Here is a 26239-nt window from a genome sequence, read left to right on the forward strand (position 1 = left end):
ACAAGCAATCGAAATGAATTCCTATCTCAAAGTGAAGTCATCATCCATTCTCGTCATTAAAAAAATTTGAGTCCGCCGTCTTGGGCTATGAACGTGTGGGAGAAGATTTACGGCTTCTTCTAAATTTTCTAAATATGACTATGAGGATAAGGAACAATACCAATCCTAGTATCACTATCGGCATAAAGGTGTAGTAGTCAACTTTTGCTTCCTTCACTTCACTTTCCATTAATTCTGGAACATAAGGAACCCGGTGACCACGAACGAGCAGGCGATGACTGTTAATCATATAAGGTGTACAGGTGACAAGGGTAATGTAATCCTTCCCTTTCTCAATCTGCAAACTACTAACATCTGTCGGTTCTACCACTTTGATATCATCCACTTGGTAGGCATGTATCTCAGCTTCCCCAAGCTCGATATAAAAGTGATCCCCCTTTACCAAATCTGGTAAATCTGTAAAGAGTTTTGCCTCCGTCAGACCACGGTGACCAGAAATCACCGAGTGAGTAGACTCCCCTCCTATGGGAAATGAAGTCCCTTCCAGATAGCTAGCCCCTTTAGCCAGAAATGCTTCTGTTGTCTGGTCAAAAATAGGCAAGCGCACCGCTATCTTAGGAATAGAAATTACTCCGATGATATGATCTTCGTAGATAACCTTTGTCTGCTCAATTTCTTTGGCCTCTTCCGAAAATGGATCAAAGCCTGGAGAGATATTTTGATAGGCAAACTGCCTATTCATCTCCTCCAGTTTTTCAAGTTGTTGTTGGTACTCTTCTTTACTTTTTTGATTAGCTTCTGCCTGATAATGACGAATCAACTGTTGATTGATCATGTCATTTAAAGAGTTCCGAACAAATGGGTAGGAGAGAACGCCTAGACCAGCAACCAAAATCAATACCATAATTGTATCAATTATTTTTCGCTTGCCGTTTTGTCTGGTGCGAGCCATGTTCTCTCCTCCCTATTCATTTAATTATTATTAGGCATCTTTACGACGAGATGTAAAGTAAACACCTGCAAGACCAACCATAGCAGCACCAAGAGCTACAAAGAGGATGATACCTGCACCACCAGTTGAAGGAAGGAAACCTTTAGGTGTATTAGCAACGTTATGTGGAGTTGTAGTTGTAGTTTTATATGAATCAAATTTAACATCGAACCCAATACGTTTAGTCAATTGCACATAGTCTGTTGGTGCTTTCGTTTCTTCAAGATAGTAAGTACCATAAGTCAAACCTTTGATGTCAACGATACCGTCTTCACCAGTTTTGAATATAGTTGCATCCGTTACAGAATTAACCCATGAAATTTCTTTTGTCGTGTCATCAATCTTCAAGTATTTTGCGGTAGTAGCATCTGCATCACGTACAACGAACTCTGCTTTTGCAAGTGGTTTGTTTGTGCTAACGTCAGTCTTGATGAAACCGTAACCACCAGTGTACACTTCTTTTTCGTTACCTGGTTTTGTCACAACGTCATCGAAAGTATCTGTCTTACGACCATATTCAACAGTTACTTTGTTGACATTTTTAGTGTCCATCACTGCAGTAGCATTCAATTTCATTGTATAAGTGAATTCAAGATTCTTACCACCATGCGTAGCAAGTTTGTTAATACCTTCTTGAGTCAATTTCACTTTGAAGGTAGCTTTTCCTTCAGCTGGAGCAGGTTCACCAACTACGATAGTATAGTCAGCTGTTTTTCCCTCAGAAAGAACAACTGATGTTCCAGCAACTTCCAATTTATGAGTCCCTGTTGGATTAAATGTCAATGTTGTGTCATGAGTATCGATTAAACCAAAAGTGTTGTAGTGTGGTGTTACGCCATCAACTTCTTTAATGCCAATATTAGCAGGGATTTTTGTTGATAATTTGAAACCAATATCTTGACCGATATTATAGTTGTTATGTTCAACAGGTTTAGCACCATCTGAATTTGGAGTTGTGATATCTTTTACTGGAGTGATATCTTCCGTAGTGTTTTTTGGATACAAATGAATAGTTGATAATTCATTGTCAGTGTTTTTTCCATTACCATCTAATTGATATACTGGGAAGCTAAGTACTAAGTTGTTTTCAGCAGCAGTAATACCAGTTTTAGGTTGTTCTACAAAGACGTAGACTGCATCTTTACCACCTGATTTTTTAGGTAAGGTAAATGTTGCAGCACCTTTTGGAACTAACTCTGTAGCTGCTTCAGCTGTAGCTGTCGTTTGTGTACCTTTTAGAGTAGCCACATAAGAAGTACCTTCAAATTTAGGAGCATGACCCGCAGTTCCTTGAACATAGTCACGAGCTGTATTATCAGCAGCTTGAGCATCTGTTGATGTATAAACTTCGTTGTACTTAGCGTGGTATGCAGCAGTCACATCATAGACATTATATGTGATACCATCTAAGAAATCAGAGGCAGTGTAACCATCTAACACATTACCAGTGTTAACAATAGGTCCAGTTTTATTTTTCAATTTGTGGATCGTAACAGTTGCATCGCCACTCGGTTCTACAGCCGATACGACTGGGGTAAACAGATTGCTAAAGATACCGACAAAAAGTGTCGCTAGTAAAGCAAAAACTTTAATCTTTTTCATTTTTATTCTCCTTGAATTAGTTATCTTTTCTTCTCCTAATCATCACAAGTGATGAAGCCATTATCAACAATCCCACAAATGCGGTTGATGTTGCAACGGTACCCGTTTCTGGCAATCGAATTTTCGGTTTTTTGACGTTAAATATCGATAAGACCGGACCTTGGGAATAAGTTGAAACCCCAACAGTAAATGCAGTTGGCTTGTCATTCAAGACATAGCCCGAAGGTGCTCGTATCTCACTGACAAGATACTCGCCATATCTCAATCCTCTTATCTCAAAATAGCCATCATCATCCGAAGTTAAACGAACAACCCCAGATGCATTTGTAGCTACCTTTTCGAATTGATACTTTCCTTCCTTGTAGGTGAGGACCGTATCGTCAGTAGGATTTTTGATAACAAAAGTTGCCTTGGCTAAGGGATTTTGTTTCCCCTCAGCTGCACGTTTGATGAATCGAAAACCTCCTGTTTGGACATTTTCTCTATCGACCAACGGGGTCAAATCTCCTGGATAAAGGGTTGCCGTATTGACCAAATCTTGGTCAATTGCAGCCTCATCCTTAATAACCATTTGATAGGTTACTTCAAGTTTTTTCCCACCGAAGTCTGCCAATTTGGCTACATCAAACACTACTCTAAATTGATTCTCTGACAGATTTACAGCTTTGATACTATCTGACTGTTTTTCTCCGTCAATAAAAATCTCCAAACTATCAGAAATAAATCGCAAGCCCTGATCGTAGATATCTTCTATCTCATAGGACGATAAATTCATCATGTCTTGCGGAATGATTGTTGATAAGCGATAGGGTATCGGCTCACCATAGCTATAACTAGACTGTTTCTCGTCAATTGTTTTATCAAAAGTAAATGTTCCATGTGACTTTGGAAACAAAGATATGAGTGACTTTTCATTACCACTTTCATCCAATATAGGTAGAACAACCACCATATTTTCCATCTTCGTCACTGCTACAGGTGTAACAATCTCTCGAATGAGATAGACCGCCGGTCGTTGCTGACTGGTTTTCGAAACCGTAAAGCGAACTAAACCAGATTGATCCGTAGTTGCTACAGCAAGCGATTGTCCATCAATCTTGTTGCTTTTACTAACTGCTTCCTGCGCCTCTTTCAGACTTAATTTCTGACGATTGACGAGTTCATAGAAGCTCTTGGTCACATCCACAACCTCAAGTTTAGCACCAGCAACTGGTACTCCAGACTTGTACTGCGTATCACTCGGCTGATAAACCAGACGATTTACTTCAAGTTGTACCTGCTCCTGTTCCTGAGCAGACACTACTTGCGTGCCCCCTGCCAAACCAGCCAGACCAGAGGTCGCTACCAGAAGGATGACCAACCATTTGACGATACGTTTTCTCGCTATGAAAAATAGCAGAGCTACGATGGTCATCGTCAAGCCAATACCAACATAGCCCAAAATGCCATTTCCACCGGTTTCTGGTAGGATTGATTTCCGCTTATTGTAGATTTTCAAGGTACCAGCATAGGATGTGTCAGTAGATGTGCTTGTAAACTCAAATGGACTTGTGGACTTTTCAGCGTTCGGCGTATAGGTGACTGATTCGTCTGTGAAACCATTGGTTTTGGAAGTCGTGATGGTAAAGTAACCCTTTAATCGAATGAAACCCTCTACTGTCTGTGTCGGACTTTCAACTAGATAATAGGTCTTACCTGCTTGAATCTGTCCCTTATCCAAAACAATTTTTCCGTCAGTACCTGTTGTTACGGTATCTATCAGGTGCAGAGGTGAAAAGTCAGGCTCACCTGCACTATCATATAGTTTAAATTCCACACCTTGTAGCGGTTTTTGGAAGGTAGACGATAACTTTTCAAGCGTTAAATTAAAATCTTTAGGTTCGTTGATTACCTGGGTCGGATCGTAGATATAATTTTGACTTATATTGTCAATTTCTAGACCTTCACGATATTGCACATCAAATGGGTAATATTGTTGTTTGATTTTATATCCTACAGGAGCCTGTTTTTCTTCCCAACGATATTTACCAGCCTTTAAATTTGAAATGGTGATTTTACCATTTCCATCTGTTTCAATGGTGTCTTCACCATCTTCACCTGGGGTAATTGGGGTAAAGGTGATTTTACCATTTTCACCTGTGGTTTGTTTAACCTTTACCACCTTCCAATCTCCGTCATATTGTTCCAAGGAGAAGACTGCTCCAGGCAATGCCGCATTGGGGTCGTCGCTCGCTTTTTTCTCTAGACTCACTTGAAAGAGTCGTGAGTTAATCTGTTCTGCCGAGTAAAGATAGTTATTATGTTCGAAATCTCCTATCAACTTACCAGAAGAATCATATCCCTTTGGTACTTCCACTTCTTTCCATGAAAGATTTGCACCATTTTCAATATAGCCGATACGAATATATCCCTTGTCTTTCTCCGCTAGTACAGATTCCTCAATTTCGCCATTTCTTACAAAATAGGATTTGCCCGTTTCAAATTGTTTTGCTTCGTCTTCATTCATTGTCCACTCAAAATCAGTAGCAGCAGTGTCAGTGTCAGCATTTAATTTCAAATAATAGTTGGTATTGTTTTCCTTTTTAAAAATAGTGAATTTTACACCATTCAATGGTTGAGTTTTGACTCTATCATACTTATAGAGTTCTATTTGGCTGAGTTTGGTATTTTTTGCTGGGTATTGAAAAGCATTTTCAATTTTCGAATTTGCGTAATTGACCACAAAACCTTCTTCATTCGGATAGTAGATTTTGTCTCGTTGATAACCTTCATAGTAGACTTTGTCTAGTTGATAACCTTCTGGAGGTGCAACTTCTTTCCATCTATAAGTACCTTTAGTTAATTGGGTTAATTTAATTTTTCCTAGGCTCTGGAATACACCGCTATAAACTCCAATTTCCATGTCTTGTTGTGATCCAGTCATTAGTTGTCTCACATATTGACCGTTTTTCGGATTATAGAACTCTTGGACGTCCCAACGACCAGTTGTCTCATTCTTTTTTTCAAGTTCGAAAACTGCACCAGAAACTGGATACCCATCTTGATCCTTTTTCAAAATTTCAGATTGATAGTAGGCTTCTGGCAATTGCAACATCTGAACAGCTTGGTTGTTTTGGAAACCACCTGTTGAGCCTGAGAATCCCCAATAAACTGAATCAGCCGTGCTGTTAACCTTAAATACATCTACAACATTTAAATCTGAAATAGTGTATGTAAGAATATCATTGCTACTGTTTGTATAATTTGATGTATCATAAATCGAAGAAACATTACGATTCCCACTGTGACCTTTTCGGTAAATAATGTATGTTAAATCGCCAGTTGTATCTGATTTAGGTGTCCACTTTACTTCCAGACGGTGCCACGTGTCATCAGCCAGTGGTTTAGAAGGATATCTATCAATTTGCCAACCTTTATCCGGGTCCAATTTCGTGGCCAATTCTTTTATTGTTCCATCCCAACCAACAGCTAACATGCCACTATGTTTAATCATAGTATTATAATCATAAACATTTGTGCTAAACTTTTTATACCTACGAGGTTGTAATGTCGTATAATCCTCATTGGCGCGATTTTGCTGAAGATTATTCAAATAATTGATGCCAATATGTCCAAAATTAGAATTATAACTTCCTTGCGGACGCGCATAAGACCACAAATCGTTATCAGAAAACTGTTTCCCGTTCAAACCGGTCTCGTCATTATAAAATGTATCGAACTCTAAAGCAATACCATTGGTCACCCCTTTTTTCATCTGGACATAAATATTACTATTATCTGCTCCACTAAAGTGATTCCCGTAAACTCCAAGACCGTTTCCAAGGGCACCATAGGCATTATTTCCAGTATTGGCAGTACTCCCTGCTTCTGAGGAGGAGGCTACTTTGTTATCATTGTGCATCGTGAAAGTAATCCCGTCTGCACCATGGTTTTGCTGACCTTTATTCCCTAAATAAACATAGGAAACCATGTGAAACGGTTCATTCAACTTCACTTTGTAATCGTCTAGACTCCACATAACCCCTGACTGCCATGTCGAATCTCTTGTCAAAACCGCTACCGAAGAATCATCCTTTGTAACATAAGACTTGTTCCTGGAAAAATCTAATATTTGTCCGTTAGCAGGATCACGCGGTATTCCGGAATAATCCAAAGTTGGATAATTAAACATATTCCTTAAATCAACAATATTCTCAACAGCTGGTGGTTGGGGCAAAGTAGATGAAGACCCATTGTTATCTTTTACTGGCCACTCTGTCCCATCCAAATCTGGAACATAGGCAAACACCTCCAAAGGACTACTCCCAAGAGCTACGAGAAGAATCATCAGCCCCGTCACTAATTTCCTTATTAATTTCAAAAGTCCGTTTCTCCTTTTCATGAATAAAGCAAGTTAGTATCCAATTGACATCTTTCTGCACACAATATGCAAACATTTTCATTATTTTATCATATCAAAAATAAAATAACAATCTCCTAAAGTTTTATTTTTTTTCATAAATATGGTTTAACCTACATGTTTTCTTGCTGTTTTTCATTTATTTTCATTTATTTTCAAAATAAATTGTTACCGGTAACAATTTGCAAATTACCCATTTTTCGTGTCATTATTGACAAATAATATTATGTAAACGTTTGCATAGAATTTGTAATAAATAGTCTTGTTAACTTTTTAAACATGCAAAAACCACCAGCAAGTTGAGCTGGTGGCCGAAAGGAGGCATTCACGTTTTCACAAATTTTAGTAGGTATCTCTCTTCGTTCTTGATGAACGTTTGGTATTTGGTTTATCTAAATGATGAATATCCCACATAGCCCAGAATGCAATCATGAACATGATAATGGCAACCCAGACATGAGAAGAGAATTCTAAAACCTTTAAAAAAGCTAATAAGAGGGCTATAAAAAGTGCTACTAAAACAAATACTGCAACCATGAGATTAATGGTTCCTCGAATATTGTTTGGTGCTGCAAAGATATAAAATAGCACCAGCAACATGGCTAAGATTAGATAAAACATGCCTCTCCCTTTTCTTATCCTTCTTCAGTCGCTAATTTTTTCTTTTTAGCAGTCTTATCACGTTCTGCCTTGTTCAAGACTTGCTTACGAAGACGAATGGATTCTGGTGTGACTTCCATGTACTCGTCATCATTCAAGAATTCAAGTGATTCTTCAAGAGTCAAGATACGTGGTGTCTTAATAACCGCTGTTTGGTCTTTCGTCGCTGAACGAACGTTTGTCATTTGTTTAGCAGTTGTGATATTAACAGTCAAATCATTGTCACGAGAGTTTTCACCGATGATCATTCCCTCGTATACTTCAGTACCTGGATTAACAAAGATGGTACCACGTTCTTCGATACGCATGATAGAATAAGTCGTTGCCTTACCGTGGTCGATAGAGACAAGGGCGCCACGGTGACGACCACCAATTTCACCAGGAACAACTGGTAGATACTGATCGAAAGTATGGTTCATGATACCATAACCACGAGTCATTGAAAGGAATTCTGTAGAATAACCAATCAAACCACGCGCAGGTACGAGGAAGACAAGTCGTGTTTGGCCATTACCTGTTGAAATCATATCCAACATATCACCCTTACGCTCAGAAAGGGATTGGATAACAGAACCTTGGTATTCTTCAGGAGTATCGATTTGCACGCGCTCAAATGGCTCCATCTTCACGCCGTCGATCTCCTTGATGATAACTTCTGGACGTGATACTTGAAGCTCATAGCCTTCACGACGCATGGTTTCAATCAAGATAGACAAGTGCAATTCACCACGACCTGAAACAGTCCATTTATCTGGTGAATTTGTTGGGTCAACACGAAGAGATACGTCTGTTTGCAATTCAGCCAAGAGACGCTCTTCAATCTTACGTGAAGTTACCCATTTCCCTTCACGACCGGCAAATGGTGAGTTGTTCACCAAGAAAGTCATTTGAAGAGTAGGCTCATCGATACGAAGAACTGGGAGTGCCTCAACTGCATCTGTCGGTGTTACTGTCTCACCAACGAAGATGTCTTCCATACCAGAAACGGCAATCAAGTCACCCGCTTTAGCTTCTTGGATTTCTTTACGCTCAAGACCGAAGAAACCAAAGAGTTTTGTAACGCGGAAGTTTTTCGTTGTGCCGTCTAGTTTAGAAAGGGTAACTTGGTCACCAACTTTAACAGTACCACGGAAGACACGACCGATACCGATACGACCTACGAAGTCATTGTAGTCCAAAAGTGATACTTGGAACTGCAATGGTTCATCTGAGTTGTCCACTGGAGCTGGGATATGCTCGATGATGGTATCAAAGATTGGTGCCATTGTTTCTTCTTGGTCATCTGGATTGTCAGACAATGAAGAAGTACCATTAATCGCTGACGCATAGACTACTGGGAATTCCAATTGATCGTCGTCTGCCCCAAGTTCGATGAAGAGTTCAAGCACTTCATCCACTACTTCTTCAGGACGAGCAGATGGTTTGTCAATCTTATTCACAACCACGATAGGTATCAAGTTTTGTTCAAGCGCTTTTTTCAACACGAAACGAGTCTGTGGCATGGTTCCTTCATAAGCATCCACGACAAGGACTACACCATCAACCATTTTCATGATCCGCTCAACCTCACCACCAAAGTCCGCGTGTCCTGGTGTATCCATGATGTTGATACGAGTACCGTTATAAGCTACGGCAGTATTTTTTGCAAGGATGGTGATACCACGCTCTTTCTCAATATCATTTGAGTCCATAGCACGCTCATCCAAGTGCGTACGCTCATCCAATGTTTGGGATTGTTTTAATAGTTCATCAACGAGGGTTGTTTTTCCGTGGTCAACGTGGGCAATAATAGCAACGTTACGGATGTCTTCTCTAAGTTTTGTCATAATATCCTCTGTATATTTTAATTTAACTAAAAAAGTATATCATAGATTGGCCTAAAAATCACAAATAATCATGTTGTAAATGTTTTCAACAATGAATTGCAAGTATTCAAAAAGAGAATGAAAACAAAAAAGTTTGGAACTTCTAAAATAAGTCCAAACATTTTTATCATTTTCCTATCGCTGGCAAGGCCATTTTGCACAATTCTTTATCCTGTTATTAAAGAATATTTTCAAAGGCGTCACGAACATCTTGTGGCCAAACGCTAGATTGCACTTCACCGATATGTTTCTTACGAAGCAAGAACATAGCCAAACGTGATTGACCAATCCCTCCACCGATTGTCAATGGGAACAAGCCATTCAAGAGTGCACGGTGCCAGTCATATTCTAAACGGTCTTCATCGCCTGTAATGGCAACTTGGCGTTTGAGTGCTTCTTCGTCAACACGAATCCCCATTGATGAGATTTCAAAAGCTGACCCAAGTGCTTCGTTCCATACCAAAATATCTCCGTTAAGGCCTTTATAGCCTGCTTCAGATGGGCTTGTCCAGTCATCATAGTCAGGTGCACGGCCATCATGTGGTTTACCATCTGCCAATTCACCACCGATACCGATTAGGAAGACCGCACCGTATTCCTTGGCAACCACATTTTCACGCTCTTTTGGCGTCAAGTCTGGGAAATTTTTCACCAAGTCTTCTGTGTGAACAAAGGTAATCTTCTTCGGTAAGACAGATTCGATATCGTAGCGTGCTTCAACTGCAAGCTCTGTCAATCGAATGGCCTTATAGATTTGTTCGACCGTTTCCTTCAAATAAGCCAAGTTGCGACGTCCATCAGGGATGACCTTTTCCCAGTCCCACTGATCCACATACACCGAGTGAATCGGATCCAAGGAATCCTCATCTGGACGCAAGGCTTTCATATGTACAAAAAGACCTTCTCCTTCGTGAAATCCAAAGCGAGCCAAGGTATGACGCTTCCATTTTGCAAGCGAATGAACCACCTCATAAGTAGCATCTGGTATCAGCTTCACATTAACGGTAACTGCATTCTCCACACCGGACAAATTATCCTGCATACCATCCCCGACACGACTCAAAATCGGTCCTTGCACTTCTACGATTTCTAGCTTGTCTTTCAAATACTGTGTAAATGTATTTTTGACAAAAGAAATCTCCTCTTGCTGATGAATGAAGCTTTTCTTCATACCTACTCCTCCTTAAAATTTAATAGTCTTATTATACCGCTTTTTTTGCAGATGTAAAGATTTTTATTAAATATTCTGATAATTTAATAAATTTTTTCACTTCCGATCTCAGAACATCTATCAACTCCTTTGTGAGACGTCTAGGACCACGTACCGCCTTGACCCCTAAGTCCAACATACGCTCCCTCGGTAAGACAGTATCAGATAGCTGCGCAATCAATTCCACCTGCATGACTTTCTTCTCTGCAGGAATGTCTGATTCCCCGCGATTTTCTAAGTTCGCCCCCAAGACACGGCAGACATAGCGGATGGCCTGTACAGGCGCCGTCACATAGATGGATACGATGTCTCCAGCTTGAATGGTTAATTTTTGTGGCCAATAGACTATCTTATTTTCCGCAAACTCGGTATCAATATCATAGACCTTGGGATTGGCAGGAATAACCCAGTAATCAGGCCCTTGCTCCGCCTTGTAGGATTTTGGTCCTACCTGATGGCGACTTTTCTCAAGGAGGGCGAAAATCGCCTGGTCCTCCACAGTCTCATCCAGCAAGACCGACACCCAGGCCTTCTTTGACATATGATAGGCTGGGTAGATGCCCGACTGACTCAGCAGCTCTGCTATTTCCCGACCATCTACCTTGAGATTGACAATCTCCACCAGCTCTTGGTCAGCGCTCCCATCCAGCTTGTCCCTCGGAATCTGACTGACCAGGGCGTACCACTTATTATTGGAGGGATGGCGAAAGGCCCCATAGGTCAGTAACTTGTCAAAGGGATAGTCAGGAAGGTCGCCCCACTGCTCCTTGATGAGCTGGGCTATGCGGTTGCTTTGGTCCTTGGAAAATGGCAGAGCAACACAACAAGCCTCCTCGACCCGAGCCAAAATCGCCTGATAGCTTTCTCTCACCTGCCCCACAAAAGCCCCAGCTGGCGCAGTCACCAGATGGGCAGTATAGACCTCCTCCATCTCACAATCCCAGATAAAGGACGACAGCTGCCCAGCCTCATCAACCTCCACCACCGCCTCAAACTGCCCCTCCATGAAGACCTCACGGTAGGTGTAACGATTGTCGGCAAAGGTGAAACCGAAAGGGATGAGGGAGGGGAGGTTGGCAATTTTTCTAGACATTTTAACTCCTTTAAAGTAATATATAGAGAAAGTATAACAAAATCTGTAAAAGAGTTTATTGTGGAGGTCAAATCTTGTCAAAAAAAATTATTAGTGTGGTAGCTGCAGCAATTGAAAAAGATGGAAAAATATTTTGCGCTCAACGGCCTGAAGGAAAAAGTTTAGGAGGCTATTGGGAATTCCCTGGAGGAAAGCTTGAGCAAGGTGAGACTCCCGAAGAGGCTTTAATTCGCGAAATTAAAGAAGAATTTGATTCTGAAATTGAAATCGTTTCCTTCATCAATGAAGCCTCCCATGAGTATGATTTTGGTATTGTTACAATGAAAACTTACCGTTCAAAATTACACACTGGAAATTTAACATTATTAGAACACCAGGATTCTAAATGGCTTCCCATCGAAGAGTTAGATACATTAGAATGGGCTCCAGTAGATATTCCTGCTGTCAAATGTTTACAACAAAAATAGAGATTCCAGCGAATCTCTATTTTTTTATTTATCTGTCAAGTACTTATACAAGTTTGTCTCCACAGGTGAACCTATCTTAAATAGCATTTGAACTACCGAGTCTCCAGATTTTATTAATTCACTTGCACTATTTTCAACGTATCTTAGTGGACCAAGATAATAAAATTCTCCGGCTTCTGAATCATCTTTAATGACAAAAAGTTCTAGCCTCAATCCATTTTCATTAGAATGAATAATAGTCGATACATCATTAGAATCCAGTGTACGTTTGTTCTTTGAGAACCACTTTAATGTTGACTCATTCAGTAATTCATCTTCGTATTTGATCGTATCACTAATATCTTCACTTTTATGGTAAGTGATGAAAATCGGACAAGAATTAGTATCCTTATCAATTTTGTATCCACCAATATTTAAAGGTGGTTCATCTTTTGCGACATTCATTAATTTAAGCACTTCACGTCGAGTATATTTCTGACCCAGTGTGAAAATTTCAGGATACTCTTTCGATTTTAATATTCCAGTTATAATTGTATCAATAAAGAGTTGAGCAAAAATACTGTTATTTTCCAGTGATTGATAGACCGCATTATTCAATCTATACATATCCCCATCAAAATCAACTAACGGATCACTACCATATTTCTTTTGCTCCTGGGCTTTTAGAAATGATAGGTCCAATACTCTTGTTACCGAATCCAAAACATCTGTTTTAAAATCTAAATCATGCTCAATAATAAATTCAAACCATTTATCTGACGAAACTAGTCCCTCATTTTCGACAAGCAAGTTCAACAAATACAGTTCATGTTTTCGTTTTCCATTCAAGATTTCAAACGTAATAAAATTCAAAAATCGCTTTTCAACTTCTGATAGAAGGATTGTTTCTTCTGAAAATTTATTGATGACATCTCCATAATTTTGAAAACTGGAGTTTTCAAAAAAGACAAGCGGATCAATGCTGTTTAATTTTACGAAATCTGATAGATACGGAACTCTACCCAACTTATTCTCTAAGTCTTTAAAAGCATCTCGTAAAATTTTGATTGATGAGAGTGTCGTATTTGTGATAGAAGAAAAAATTAGTTCTTTGGCAACCTTCTCAAAGTTGATTGTCGTCAATCCTTTTAAGATGTTGGGCTCTCTGACCTCACGACGATAATTGTCTTTGTTCATAGACTGATCGCCAAATAGTGCAACAGGAATTAGATAGTTGTTTTGATAGTTTCCAATGAAATCAATAATCGTAACATATTCTTTCGAATCGTGCTTTCGCAAGCCTCGACCTAATTGTTGAATAAAAATGATACTCGATTGGGTATTGCGAAGCATGACAACCTGGTTGACACTCGGAATATCAATTCCCTCATTAAAAATATCAACCGTCAGAATATAGTCTAAGTTTCCATTTTCTAAGTCTTGAACAACTCTCTGTCGTTCCTCTTGGCTATGTTCCCCAGAAAGAGCGCGTGTACGGAGTCCTCTTGCATTAAACTGCCCCTCTAGCTCTTTTGCTTCATTTACTGAAGAACAGAAAATTAAACCTTTTACCGTTTCTCCACTTACTCCATAATAAGTAACTTTTTCTAAAATATGATTAACTCGTTGTTCTGATACTAGATTCGAAAAACTGGCTTTCTCATCTATTAACTGGCCATCAATCTTAATATCTGAAACGCCGTAGTATATAAATGGACAGAGCATATCATTATCAAGTGCCTCTTGCAAGCGAATTTCATAAGCAATATTATAGTCAAAAAGCTCGTAAATATTTTGTCCATCTGTTCGCTCAGGTGTTGCTGTCATCCCTAAATAAAAATCTGGCTGAAAATAATTCATCACTTTTTTATAGGTGTCTGCACCAGCTTTATGAACTTCATCAATCAAAATATAGTTAAAGAAAGATGGGGCAAAAGATTGGAGGTTATCTTCTCTCGAAATGGTCTGAATGGTCGCAAAAATATACCTCTTCTGTGATAAATCCATTCCACTCTTATAAATGCAGCCTTCATCATCTTCAAATCCTAACACTTTTTGAAAATCTTTTAATGATTTTTGTAGGATTTGTTCTCGGTGAACTATAAATAACATTCGATCTGGATTGTATTGTTCGACATCAAAGGCAGAAAGATAGGTTTTACCTGTCCCAGTTGCACTGATGACCAGAGCTTTGTGAGCACCATTTTCCCTAACAGTTGCGAGGCCTTCCAAAGCTTGCTCTTGCATCTTGTTGGGACGAATGGTTTCTTGGTAAGATGCTATTGACTCGTCCTGAATCGACGCTGTTTTTATCACCGTCTTCCTACGAGCTGAATAAGCATTGATTGCTTCTATATCTAAAACGATTGATTTTTTCCAAATAAGTTCAAACTCTTCTTTGGCATTCTGGATAAAATCACCGTTATGTGTAGAGGTCAACTTCACATTCCACTCATAGTTAATTTTCAAGGCTGTATGAGTTAAATTTGAACTACCTGAAATGATAACTTGTTTATCTTTTTGCTCAAATAGATAAAACTTAGCATGCATTTGCAAATTGACTGGTGTTATCCGAACTTGGACATTTTCCAGTTTAAGCAATTCCTTCATCGCTATGGGATCATTAAAATCTAGATAAGGGGAAATCAAAATTCTCCCCTGAACTCCCTCATCTGCCAAATCTGATAATTGACTTTTAATTAGGGCTAGTCCAGACTGAGTAATAAAAGCCACACTGAAAGCAAATGATTTAGCTTTGCCTAACTCTTCTTGAATATCATTTAAGACATAACGATGAGTCTCTGTATCATTTATTAAAATTTTAGGCGAATAGACCCCTTCTTGAAAAATCTCTCTATCAATGAAACCATATTGCAAAGAATGAAGAAGCTGGTCTTGGAATAAGTTGTTGTTGGACATGATATTTTCCCGTATACGTTTGTTACAAATTAATAACTTGAATCTAACAAAAGATTAAAAGAAGCACCTGTAAATTTTCCATTGTTGCTATGTAATCAATCACTAGAATTCAACATCTATTTAAAATGTTTGATTACATTATTTCTCTAATTTTATCCCCAACTCCCCATACATCCTCTCACTTGATAAATCATTCTGACCATTCAGGAGGAGATTTTCAAAGAAGGCAGTTAAAAAATCTGACCGTTTATTGACTAACTTAGCATTGTCAAGCACAAGGGCGTCGCGAAAATATTTTGCATGTTTTTGAAAAGGCTCATTATCAATCTCAAAACCAAGTGAGCGAAGGTATTTGATAAGAAATACAGTGATTGTTCGAGTGTTCCCTTCTCGGAATGGGTGTATTTGCCAGATACCTGAAATAAAGGATTGGATATGGGCAACAATGGCTTGTTTATTTAAGCCAGTATAAGAAAAATCCCTTTCTTGCTGGAAATCATAGTCCAAAGTGGCGGCAATCAATGGAAAATCTGAATAAATCACTGTATCACCTTTTAAGACTAATTCATTTTTTGTAATATTGACAGTGCGGTATTCACCTACTGGAATACTGCTGTCAAAAATATCCTGAAAAAGCTCTTTGTGGATATGTAAGAGAGTGGTTGGTCGGAGGCTAAAACCATTTTGGGAGAGCATTTCAACAATCCGAAGAGAGACAATATCTGCTTCTTGTGTACTGGCATCAGTTGACTGGTGGTATTTCGTAATTTCCTCGTACACCTGCTCATAGGTGTACTCTCCACGAGCTTGCCTATCAGCCAACTCTTCCATATAAATAGACGGAGTCAACCCATCCACTTTTTGAAGACCAAAACCCGTTTCCCATAGTTCTTGCTTGGCTTCGTAGGACAGATTGGGGTTATCAATGTTGTAAGTTGGTTGCATAGACTCCTCCTGTTTGAATTTCTAGCCTTATTATACCACAAAACCCAGCCATTTTAGGCTGGGCGTTTGTTTAATCTAGTACGGCTAAAATCGGCTCTATAAGACTGTAGTGGGAAAAAGTACTGTGGAGACTATGTAGCCTTTTAAAATATAAAATAATGACTTATATGCGTAACTATAAAAAGTGCTTCATTTATACCATTAAACAAAGTCATATAGGATAAAACCAAAATAAAAATAATTAATCTTGATTCCTAAGCACAGAAATAAGAAAGCGGAGTTCAGATTTCAAACTTCCTAGAACTTCCTAGAAACAAACATTTTTAATAAGCAACTGTTCGCGAATAAAGTTTCACGGATAACCTTGAAAGTGTTACCGTAATCATGAGAAACCATGTTCTTCACATTCTCGACAAAAATAGCCTTGGGTTTCTTGGCTTCAATCATACGAAGCAACTAAAAGAAAAGGTCGCCTCGGTCATCTTCAAAACCCTTGCGGTAACCTGCAATACTAAAGGCCTGACAAGGAAAGCCTCCTACAATCACATCGACTGTTTCCGAGGGGATTTCCTCTGGCAATATTGCGTGAATATCACGGCCATCCAGATAAGTATCTTGGTAAGCCTGTCTAGAATACTTATCAAATTCATTGACATACACAACTCTGAACTCGTCGGTCTATTCAAAGTCCAACTCGAATCAACTAACACCAGAGAAGAACGCTTAATAGCAAACTTCCCCCAATGGCGTGAACTACAGAATTTGTTATGTGAGCAACTACTTTCTAGGAAAAGAATAGTGAATTTTAATGGTCATTCCTGTACAATATCCAAAACATTCTTTCTCAAATCTAAATCATCAGTCCTGCCTAATTCATTGTATTCAATAAACTTTTTGTATATTTCTTGGGTAATCTCTTTAAAGTGATTTACACAATCTTCAAAAGAATCTCCACCTACAGAAAATGTACTATTCTGATGTGCAATATTGTTTCTTATTTTATCTGTATAGAAATGAATAAAATCTTTTGCATTTTGAACCGATTTAAATTCTAAATTTGGTAAATCTTCTGTTTGGAATTCTAAACTCAATCTATCTAGAAATTCTTCCTCTCCTAATATCTGCTTAAAAAGTGCTGGATAGTATTTTTCTAATTTAGTTTTATGTAAATACTCAAACCTGACATAGTTAGTTATCTCTTTTTGCTCTAAATCTTTATATAATAACTTCTTTATGTTAGAAAAACTCGACTCTGTATTTTTATTTTTTTCACTGAAAAAATATTTAATTTGTTCTTCCTTATTTTTTAGATATTCAATGGCAAATTCATCAACCAATTGCTCAAATTTTAATCCTTTTTTTAAAACATTAGCTATATAAACATCTATGATTTTTTTTAAAAACAGCTCAAATGTTGTAAAAATAGATAAATACAATGAATTCTCCAGTAAAGTTTTTGCCTTTTCATCTTCTAATTTAGGTAAAATATTTTGATAGATTTCCAAATATTCATCATAAGGAACTAAAAAATCTTCTTCATTTATACTTCTTTGCTGCATAAATTTAACCTTCCAATTGGGCTGATAATTTTTCACCCCATTTATATCTCTTCTTAACATTCTCAGTGTTATTTGTAGCTCTTAAAAATATATCTAAATTCTCATTTAAAAATTCCTTGAAGGAATTTTTGATTAAAATTTTATTTTCCTCTATTACAGTCTTCGAAAATCTAGACAATGTGACTAATTGTACCTCTGCTATTGTTTTATTAATACTTGTAGATAACTCAACTCCGTCTAAGCGCTTAAAAGCATCATCTTCAAATACAATACTAACTTTATTAATAGAGTCATCAATAAAATCTTTTAGTTTTTGACTCTTATCACTATCGTTTCGGTATTCTTTCAAAAATTCAATTATGGCCGTATTTAGTCTTCCACCATAAGTACGTTCCGATTTTTTTAATCCTTCTCTGTCTTTTACTGGAATAGATACTAACTTCCATGAATCATCAATAAAATCATTAATAACAAATGATCGCAATAATATCTCGTTATAACCAAACCGCTTTTTCAACACTGGTCTATTTCCAAAAATGTTATCAACTGCCTCACTCTTACAAATATTATTTAACTGACTTAATAATTCTCCTCTATACATAACATTCAATAATTCTTGACTATTCAGCTTAATTGACCCTTGATTAATTCTAGAAAATATATCATATTTTATATCTTCGGACGAATCCTTTTGAATAATCACCATTGGCAATGACACATTTTTAAACTTTCTTTGAATTTTATCATCCAATTCATTAAACTTATATTTATTCAAATTAGATAATGTTTCTAACCCTGTCAATTTCAGAGAATCCATCCGCAATAAATTTTCATCATAAACTTTGAAATTTTTTAATTCCTCATCAGATAAAGCAGATTTAAAAAATGCAAATACTGTCGTTAATCGCTGCTGGCCATCAATAACTTCAAAAGTCTCATCATCATTTTCTGCCAAAAAAATAGTCGGAATAGGTATTGATAACAACAACGACTCTATAAATTGAGACTGAGTTTTAGAACTCCAAACAAATCTTCTTTGATAGTCAGGTTGTAAATTTAATTCTCCTTCTTTAATCATCCTAATAATATCTGAGGTCGATTTGTCTACTTTATCAATATATAGTTTTCTATTATGTGGTGCTTCAATCTCATCTAAAATTTCTTCTTCTACATCAATATCTATCTGCTCATTTTCAATATTTTCAAGTAAAATATCTTCAGAGTATAAATCTAAAATATTTGCCATTTGAAAACTCCTTAAATTTATTTTAATAATGTCAATTATACCAAAAAACGCTAGCATTTGCTAACGTTTTCATAATCTTTAGTAACTTAATTCACCAACTTCTTCATCTCTTCAATCCGTCCTACTGTCGCATCATACTTAGCTTGGTAGTCGGCTTGTTTTTCTTTTTCCTTTTCAACGACTTCTGGTTTGGCGTTGGCGATGAAGCGTTCGTTGCTGAGTTTTTTGCCGACCATGTCTAGTTCTTTTTGCCATTTGGCAAGTTCTTTGTCTAGACGAGCTAACTCTTCTTCGACGTTGAGGAGGTCGGCTAGTGGCAAGAAGATTTCAGCACCGGTGATAACGGCTGACATGGCTAATTCTGGTGCAGCAATGCTTGAGCTGATTTCCAACTGCTCTGGATTTGTAAAGCGTCGGATGTAGTTTTCATTTGACTTGAAGAAGGTTTCAAGCTCGCTATCTGCCGTCTTAATCAAAATGGTAATCGGCTTAGAAGGAGCAACATTCACTTCTGCTCTGCTATTTCGCACCGAACGGATCAAGTCCTTAAGGCTTTCCACTCCCTTGTGAGCTCCAGCATTGTCAAAGGCTTGGTTGACAACAGGGTAAGCTGCCACCATGATAGAGCCCTCTGCGTACTGGGCAAAGATTTCTTCCGTCACAAACGGCATGATTGGGTGGAGGAGGCGAAGGATTTGGTCCAGCGTGTAGAGAAGGACAGAGCGGGTCATGACTTTCTCAGCCTCGTTATCGCTGTAAAGCACTTCCTTGGTCAGCTCGACATACCAGTTGGCGAACTCTTCCCAGATGAAGTTGTAGAGGATGTGACCAGCCACACCAAACTCGAACTTGTCGAAGTTTTCAGTGACCTTGGCAATGGTTTCGTTGAGGTTGTGGAGAATCCAGCGGTCCGTCACGTTACCAGCCTCGCCAGCTGCGACTTTGGTAACATTCTCACGCGCTGCATCCAAGGTCAACCCTTCATTGTTCATGAGGATGTAGCGAGAAATGTTCCAAATCTTGTTGATGAAGTTCCAAGACGCGTCCATCTTCTCATAAGAGAAGCGAACATCTTGACCAGGAGCAGAACCGTTTGATAGGAACCAACGCAAAGCGTCCGCACCGTATTTCTCGATGACATCCATTGGGTCGATACCATTTCCAAGCGACTTGGACATCTTGCGACCTTCTTCGTCACGAATCAAACCGTGGATGAGGGCATTCTTAAATGGGCTCCTACCTGTAAATTCGATCCCTTGGAAAATCATACGGGATACCCAGAATGGGATAATATCATATCCAGTTACCAACGTAGAGGTTGGATAATAACGTTTGAAGTCTTCTGCTTCTGTGTCAGGCCAACCCATTGTTGAAAATGGCCAAAGGGCAGAGCTGAACCATGTATCAAGGACATCTTCATCCTGTTTCCAGCCGTCGCCTTCTGGGGCTTCTTCACCGACGTACATGTCACCTTCAGCATTGTACCAAGCAGGGATTTGGTGACCCCACCAGAGCTGACGAGAAATCACCCAGTCATGCACGTTTTCCATCCATTGAAGATAGGCATCGTTGAAACGTGGTGGGTAGAAATCAACCTTGTCATCAGTGCCTTGGTTGGCAATAGCATTTTTGGCTAACTCATCCATCTTAACGAACCATTGTGTTGATAAACGTGGTTCAACTGGCACACCTGTACGTTCTGAGTGACCGACTGAGTGAGTCATTTTTTCAATCTCAACCAGTGCGCCAATTTCTTCTAACTTCTTAACCACAGCCTTGCGAGCTTCGAAGCGGTCCATGCCTGCAAATTCACCAGCCAGTTCATTCATGGTTCCGTCGTCGTTCATGACATTAACTTGAGGCAGGTCATGGCGTTGACCAACTAAGAAGTCATTCGGGTCATGGGCAGGGGTAATTTTAACAACCCCTGTTCCAAATTCTGGGTCAGCGTGTTCATCACCAACGATTGGGATTGGTTTGTTAACGATTGGTAGGATAACATTTTTACCAATCAGGTCTTTGTAGCGGTCATCATTTGGATTGACAGCGACAGCCGTATCCCCAAACATGGTCTCGGGACGCGTGGTGGCAACTTCCAAAGCGCGCGAGCCATCTTCCAGCATATAGTTCATGTGGTAGAAAGCACCTTCGACATCTTTGTGGATAACTTCGATATCAGAAAGGGCTGTACGAGCTTTTGGATCCCAGTTGATGATAAATTCTCCGCGGTAAATCCAGCCCTTTTTATAGAGTTCTACGAAAACCTTACGGACCGCTTTTGATAAGCCTTCATCAAGTGTAAAACGTTCCCGCGAATAATCAACAGAAATCCCCATCTTGCCCCATTGTTCCTTGATGGTCGTAGCATATTCATCTTTCCATTCCCAAACTTTATCAAGGAATTTTTCACGACCAAGGTCGTAACGTGAGATACCATCTTCAGCAAGACGTGCTTCAACTTTTGCCTGTGTCGCAATCCCCGCATGGTCCATACCAGGAAGCCATAAAGTATCAAAACCTTGCATACGTTTTTGACGGATAATGATATCTTGAAGGGTGGTATCCCAAGCATGTCCCAGGTGCAATTTACCAGTAACATTTGGTGGTGGGATCACGATAGAGTATGGATGAGCCTTCTTATCGCCTGACGGCTTAAAGACATCTTGGTCCAACCAAGTTTGGTAACGACCAGCCTCAACCTCGGCTGGATTGTATTTTGGTGATAATTCTTTTGACATTATTTTTTCTCCTTTAGTATTCTTTAAGAAAATTGGTTTATACTATCCTCAAGCTAGAAATAGCCCAATTCTTTTTCATATAATCTCCTAGAAAACAGTCGATTTGGTCGGCTGTTTTCGTTTTTAGATTCTCTCATTACGAATCGTATATTTCTCCACCTAGATGGATTATGCTTTCAGATTCATTTAAGTTTGAAGAGATATACTAACTATATAGCTAAGAATAGCAAATAAATTCTCTTTGAAATAGTCAGTCCTCTGGGCTGGCTATTTCGTTTGTTCTTGCTCAAGTTCCTCCATTTTTTGGATAATCAATAGAGCAACCTCATTGGCAGTAAGTTGGGTATTATTAATTTTATGATAATGGTAGAGTTGCTTAGGAGCAAATTCTGGATTAAAGTTTACAAACTTCATAGTATCTAGAATATCTTTTTCAGACCACTCAATATTTCTTTTCCAAGGTTTATGTTGCAGACGATTTTCAGTCACATTTCTTCTTAAACGTTCTTGCAGGTCTGTTTCCAATTCAATAAACAGAACAGCTTGATTCCTACTAAGATAAATCGCTTGAATCTGCTCTAAAAAGGATATATCTGCTGGATCATTAAAGTCTATAACAACTGTAAAAATCAAACCCAAATCAGTTTTCGCAGAGGTTTCAAAAAACTTCATACGAATATCATTTATAAGTTCTCTCGCTTCGTCAGACATTGGAAAAAATTTTGTTACGAAATCGATTGATTCATGATTGTGAAATAAAACCAAATCAGTTAATTTTTCAACCTCCTGCCCAATGGTCATCTTGCCAGAAGCTTGTGCTCCAATAATTACTAAATTCATGTCGCCTCCCCCACCAACTCTATCTTGATCCCACCGGGATCTTACAAATAGAGGGCATAGTGATCTGCTTTTTTAAAAGACAGCCCGTCCTCCCACTCCTGATAAAGAGAGTAGCCCAGCTTGGTCAGAAGAAAATCGTAAAATGCACGTGAGGTTTCTAAATTCGAAACATATATTTCAACATGATGTAACATATTTCTCCTTTCCAAAATAAAAATCCCTGCCTAGACTTGCTAGACAGGGACGAAGTTATTCCGCGGTACCACCCTTGTTCAGATAATTTATCTGCACTTTGCTTATTCGATTCACATCATCAGCAACCAGTTTTGACATTTGTGCGGATTTCTCAGTACCACCGCTTCCTGTGACAAATGGGGCTCAAAACACCTCTGAATGGCTTTATTGTAACAAATTGCACCTTGAAAAGCAAGGGATTTAAGCTTTCAACTCAATCCCTTTTTCTTTCAACTGCTTAATGGTCGCTGGTCCGATTCCTTTAAGAGCCAAGAGATCTTTTTCTGTGTGGCTTGCAAAATCAGCTACAGATTGAATCCCAGCTTCATAGAAAGTTTCCAAACGTGCTGCCGCAATGCCTTCCAACTCAGGAAGTGCCAAAAAGTCTTCCAATGAAGCCGTTGAAGAAGTCACCTCTGCTACAACTTCTTTCACTTGTTCCACAGCATGTTCTACGAAAGTTTCAGCCTGATGTGCGACTGTCTCAACAGCTCCGCCAGCAGTTTCAAGACCGACACGCCCTGCTCGTCTCAAGTCTGCTAGTTGTTTTTTCAATTGTTTTTTACGATTTGCTTTTTTCTTTGACAATGCTAAATCCTCTCCTTAGTAATTCCGTTGACCAAGCAATTCATCTGGTAAATCATGAAATCCTTTATCAGCGTGGTAGTTGGCAAATTTCCCTTGAATAAACCGATAGGCATCCAGCTTGCTCTCATAACGAATATATGCATCCGCAGCACGCTCATCCTTATCTTCTTCCAAAACACGGCGACTTTCTTCAACAGCCATTTCATTGACCATGATTTGAGTGTTCACCCAAGCTTCAAACTCTTTTAAAAATTCTTGTTCTTTTGTCATTTTTTCCTCTTTCGTCTGTTTCAATAAAAAACACACCGACATATTATACCATAAAATCACCATTTGGAAAGTCAAAAAAATAGTCATTTTTTACACAAATATAATTATATCTCTATCAATTGGTGATGAGATAGCATCTAATTGATAAAAATAGGAAAGAGGAATCCACTGAAACCCTGTATTCCTCTTCAACATGACAGTTATTTGTTTTCAATCGCTGCCGTAACAAAAGCTGTATACAAACCTTCTGGACGATTTGGACGAGATTGCAGTTCTGGATGGTATTGACAAGCTACAAAGAATTTATTTTCAGGAATTTCAACAATTTCCACCAAACGGTTGTCAGGTGATACTCCTGAGAAGACAAATCCTGCTTTTTCAAATTGCTCACGGAATGCATTATTAAACTCGTAGCGGTGACGGTGACGACGTTGCACAACCTCTTGGTTATCATAAGCAGCAGCAGCCTTTGAGCCACGTTTGAGTTTACTTGGATACAAGCCTAAACGAAGTGTTCCGCCAAGGTCTTCTACTCCAATTTGGTCACGCATGATGTCAATGATTGGATATTTAGTCTCTGGGTCTAATTCAAAGCTATTAGCACCTTCCAAGCCTAGAACGTTCCGAGCAAACTCAACACAAGTCAATTGCATTCCCAGACAAACACCTAGCATTGGCACATCATTTTCACGCGCATATCGAATAGCTTGAATCTTACCTTCTGTTCCACGTTGACCAAATCCACCAGGAACGATAATCCCTTGGGCTTGGCTAAGACGCTCCCCTACATTTTCAGCTGTTAAATCATTGGCATTGACCCAGTCCAATTCGATAGCAGCATCATTAGCATACCCGGAATGTTTCAAAGCTTCGACAACTGAAATATAGGCATCCTGAAGTTCAACATATTTACCAACTAGGGCAATTTTCACCGTTTTCTTCAAGTTCAATACCTTGTCTACCATTGCAGTCCACTCTGTCATATCTGCTGGTGGCACATCTAATTTCAAATGGTCGCAAACGATTTGATCCATATTTTGGGCTTGCATATTAAGTGGAATTTGATAAAGATGCTCAACATCCAGTGATTCAATCACAGCTTCTGGAGCCACATCACAGAATTGAGCCAATTTATTTTTAATTCCTTGACCTGCTGGTTGCTCAGTACGAATCACCAACATATTTGGTTGAATCCCCAGACCACGCAGTTCTTTAACAGAATGCTGGGTTGGTTTTGTTTTCATTTCACCAGCCGCCTTAAGGTAGGGTAGAAGTGTCGTGTGGATATACATGACATTATCTGAACCCACATCCGCTTTCATTTGACGAAGCGCTTCAAGGAAAGGCAGACTTTCAATATCACCAACTGTACCACCTACTTCCGTGATGATGACATCAGCATCTGTAGTACGGGCAGCTCGTTTAATTTTATCTTTCAAAGCATCCGTAATATGTGGAATAACTTGAACAGTTGCGCCCAAATACTCACCTTTACGCTCTTTACGAAGGACTTCGCTATAAATTTTACCAGTTGTAACATTTGAATATTTATTGAGGTTGATATCAATAAAACGTTCATAGTGACCTAAATCCAAATCAGTTTCTGCACCATCATCCGTCACAAACACTTCACCATGCTGATAAGGACTCATGGTTCCTGGATCTATATTGATGTATGGGTCAAATTTTTGAATGGTTACCTTCAGTCCACGGTTTTTCAATAGACGACCAAGGCTGGCTGCCACGATCCCTTTACCAATAGATGAAACCACACCACCTGTTACAAAAATGTATTTTGTCATGCAAACTCCCTTTCTACAAATCAAGCTAATCGAAAGATCTTGGGGAAGATCCTTTTACTAACCTGACGAAAAAACAAAAATAGCTCCCTATGAACTAGGGAGCTCCGACCTCAAAAGAGGTGCCCGATATTATCTTATCGCAATTTAGCTATCTTGTCAATTGATTTTAATCTTCCAAATTTTCGTCGTCAGAATAATCATCATCATCGTCATCTTCAGCCAAATCAACATCCTCATCAACCAAGTCGTCTTCCGGAATGATTTCATTTATTTCAGAATCGTATGAATCCACTTCATCTTTTTCATCATCAGGATTTTCATCGCCATATTCTGATTCATCTGTATCTTCGTAACCTTCTTCATCTTCTGGATCATCATTACCATAATCAATGACATCATTATCTCCATCCATGAAGGCATTGACACGTTTTTTCTTACGTTTTGGTGCATCATCATCTTCTTCAAGAGTAATCACTTCTTCGTCGATCTCATCGATAGCATACCATGAACGAAGACCCCATTTATTATCCCCAAGTGGGATAAAGCTACCGTCCACATTCAAATCTGAATAGAAGATTGGTAGAGCTGCACGAATTTCGCTATTTGGTTTTTCAAGGTAATTTTGAATTTCATTGACCAAGTCGTTGAAATAAATTTCATCGCCACGTCCACGTTCTTCCAAAATAGCACGAGCTACTTCAATCATGGAAAGTTCGCTTTTTTCTTGTCCTGCAAATACGTTAAGTTCCAAGGCTTTTCTCCTTTTTTGTCTTTCCTTTCTATTTTACGCTAAAACAAGCAAATAGTCAAAGAAACTGATGAAATTTTTAGA

General features: G+C 38.8%; 18 protein-coding genes and 1 pseudogene. 1 reads left to right on the top strand and 18 read right to left on the bottom strand.

Annotated elements, in window-relative coordinates:
• Window positions 1-85: 85 nt before the first annotated feature.
• The 7 genes from D2A30_08210 to D2A30_08240 all read right to left on the bottom strand — a co-directional run bounded on the left by D2A30_08210 (window position 86) and on the right by D2A30_08240 (window position 11820).
• Window positions 86-952: a sortase gene (locus tag D2A30_08210; GenBank protein ULL21557.1), complete on the bottom strand. Its 867-nt coding sequence runs from the start codon at window positions 950-952 to the stop codon at window positions 86-88.
• 30 nt (window positions 953-982) lie between these two features.
• On the bottom strand, window positions 983-2593 hold the full coding sequence (locus tag D2A30_08215) for an isopeptide-forming domain-containing fimbrial protein (GenBank protein ULL22021.1): 1611 nt from the start codon (window positions 2591-2593) through the stop codon (window positions 983-985).
• Window positions 2594-2609: 16 nt separating this feature from the next.
• On the bottom strand, window positions 2610-6974 hold the full coding sequence (locus D2A30_08220) for an isopeptide-forming domain-containing fimbrial protein (protein ULL21558.1): 4365 nt from the start codon (window positions 6972-6974) through the stop codon (window positions 2610-2612).
• A 360-nt stretch (window positions 6975-7334) separates the two neighbouring features.
• A complete protein-coding gene (locus D2A30_08225; GenBank protein ID ULL21559.1) occupies window positions 7335-7613 on the bottom strand; it encodes a DUF3165 family protein in 279 nt (92 codons plus the stop codon).
• Window positions 7614-7627: 14 nt separating this feature from the next.
• On the bottom strand, window positions 7628-9478 hold the full coding sequence (typA, locus tag D2A30_08230; GenBank protein ID ULL21560.1) for a translational GTPase TypA: 1851 nt from the start codon (window positions 9476-9478) through the stop codon (window positions 7628-7630).
• A 217-nt stretch (window positions 9479-9695) separates the two neighbouring features.
• The gene (locus D2A30_08235) at window positions 9696-10688 is read right to left on the bottom strand and encodes an aspartate--ammonia ligase (GenBank protein ULL21561.1); all 993 of its coding nucleotides are present in this window, start codon (window positions 10686-10688) and stop codon (window positions 9696-9698) included.
• Between the two features lie 31 nt (window positions 10689-10719).
• Window positions 10720-11820 (bottom strand): MmcQ family protein, encoded by a 1101-nt coding sequence (locus D2A30_08240; protein ULL21562.1) that lies wholly within the window; start codon window positions 11818-11820, stop codon window positions 10720-10722.
• Between the two features lie 74 nt (window positions 11821-11894).
• On the opposite strand from D2A30_08240, the gene D2A30_08245 reads away from it, so the two are divergent.
• Window positions 11895-12287: a (deoxy)nucleoside triphosphate pyrophosphohydrolase gene (locus D2A30_08245; protein ULL21563.1), complete on the top strand. Its 393-nt coding sequence runs from the start codon at window positions 11895-11897 to the stop codon at window positions 12285-12287.
• Window positions 12288-12311: 24 nt separating this feature from the next.
• Here the strand turns inward: D2A30_08245 and D2A30_08250 are convergent, their stop codons facing one another.
• The 11 genes and pseudogenes from D2A30_08250 to D2A30_08300 form a co-directional block, all read right to left on the bottom strand.
• A complete protein-coding gene (locus D2A30_08250; protein ULL21564.1) occupies window positions 12312-15185 on the bottom strand; it encodes a DUF3427 domain-containing protein in 2874 nt (957 codons plus the stop codon).
• A gap of 138 nt (window positions 15186-15323) precedes the next feature.
• Window positions 15324-16130 (bottom strand): cell filamentation protein Fic, encoded by an 807-nt coding sequence (locus D2A30_08255; protein ID ULL21565.1) that lies wholly within the window; start codon window positions 16128-16130, stop codon window positions 15324-15326.
• 351 nt (window positions 16131-16481) lie between these two features.
• Window positions 16482-16823, bottom strand: a pseudogene (dcm, locus tag D2A30_08260) (DNA (cytosine-5-)-methyltransferase).
• Window positions 16824-16942: 119 nt separating this feature from the next.
• Window positions 16943-17689: a hypothetical protein gene (locus tag D2A30_08265; GenBank protein ULL21566.1), complete on the bottom strand. Its 747-nt coding sequence runs from the start codon at window positions 17687-17689 to the stop codon at window positions 16943-16945.
• Window positions 17690-17693: 4 nt separating this feature from the next.
• A complete protein-coding gene (locus D2A30_08270; GenBank protein ID ULL21567.1) occupies window positions 17694-18935 on the bottom strand; it encodes a DUF262 domain-containing protein in 1242 nt (413 codons plus the stop codon).
• A gap of 86 nt (window positions 18936-19021) precedes the next feature.
• A complete protein-coding gene (locus tag D2A30_08275; protein ID ULL21568.1) occupies window positions 19022-21673 on the bottom strand; it encodes a valine--tRNA ligase in 2652 nt (883 codons plus the stop codon).
• 267 nt (window positions 21674-21940) lie between these two features.
• On the bottom strand, window positions 21941-22513 hold the full coding sequence (locus D2A30_08280; GenBank protein ULL21569.1) for a shikimate kinase: 573 nt from the start codon (window positions 22511-22513) through the stop codon (window positions 21941-21943).
• Window positions 22514-22948: 435 nt separating this feature from the next.
• Complete coding sequence (locus tag D2A30_08285) at window positions 22949-23335, bottom strand: helix-hairpin-helix domain-containing protein (GenBank protein ULL21570.1); 387 nt, start codon at window positions 23333-23335, stop codon at window positions 22949-22951.
• A 15-nt stretch (window positions 23336-23350) separates the two neighbouring features.
• Window positions 23351-23605 (bottom strand): DUF1912 family protein, encoded by a 255-nt coding sequence (locus D2A30_08290; GenBank protein ID ULL21571.1) that lies wholly within the window; start codon window positions 23603-23605, stop codon window positions 23351-23353.
• A gap of 200 nt (window positions 23606-23805) precedes the next feature.
• Window positions 23806-25407: a CTP synthase gene (locus D2A30_08295; protein ULL21572.1), complete on the bottom strand. Its 1602-nt coding sequence runs from the start codon at window positions 25405-25407 to the stop codon at window positions 23806-23808.
• A gap of 166 nt (window positions 25408-25573) precedes the next feature.
• Complete coding sequence (locus D2A30_08300) at window positions 25574-26158, bottom strand: DNA-directed RNA polymerase subunit delta (GenBank protein ULL21573.1); 585 nt, start codon at window positions 26156-26158, stop codon at window positions 25574-25576.
• Window positions 26159-26239: the final 81 nt, after the last annotated feature.

The sequence above is a fragment of the Streptococcus suis genome, from assembly GCA_022354845.1.
GTDB classification, from domain to species: Bacteria; Bacillota; Bacilli; order Lactobacillales; family Streptococcaceae; genus Streptococcus; species Streptococcus suis_AA.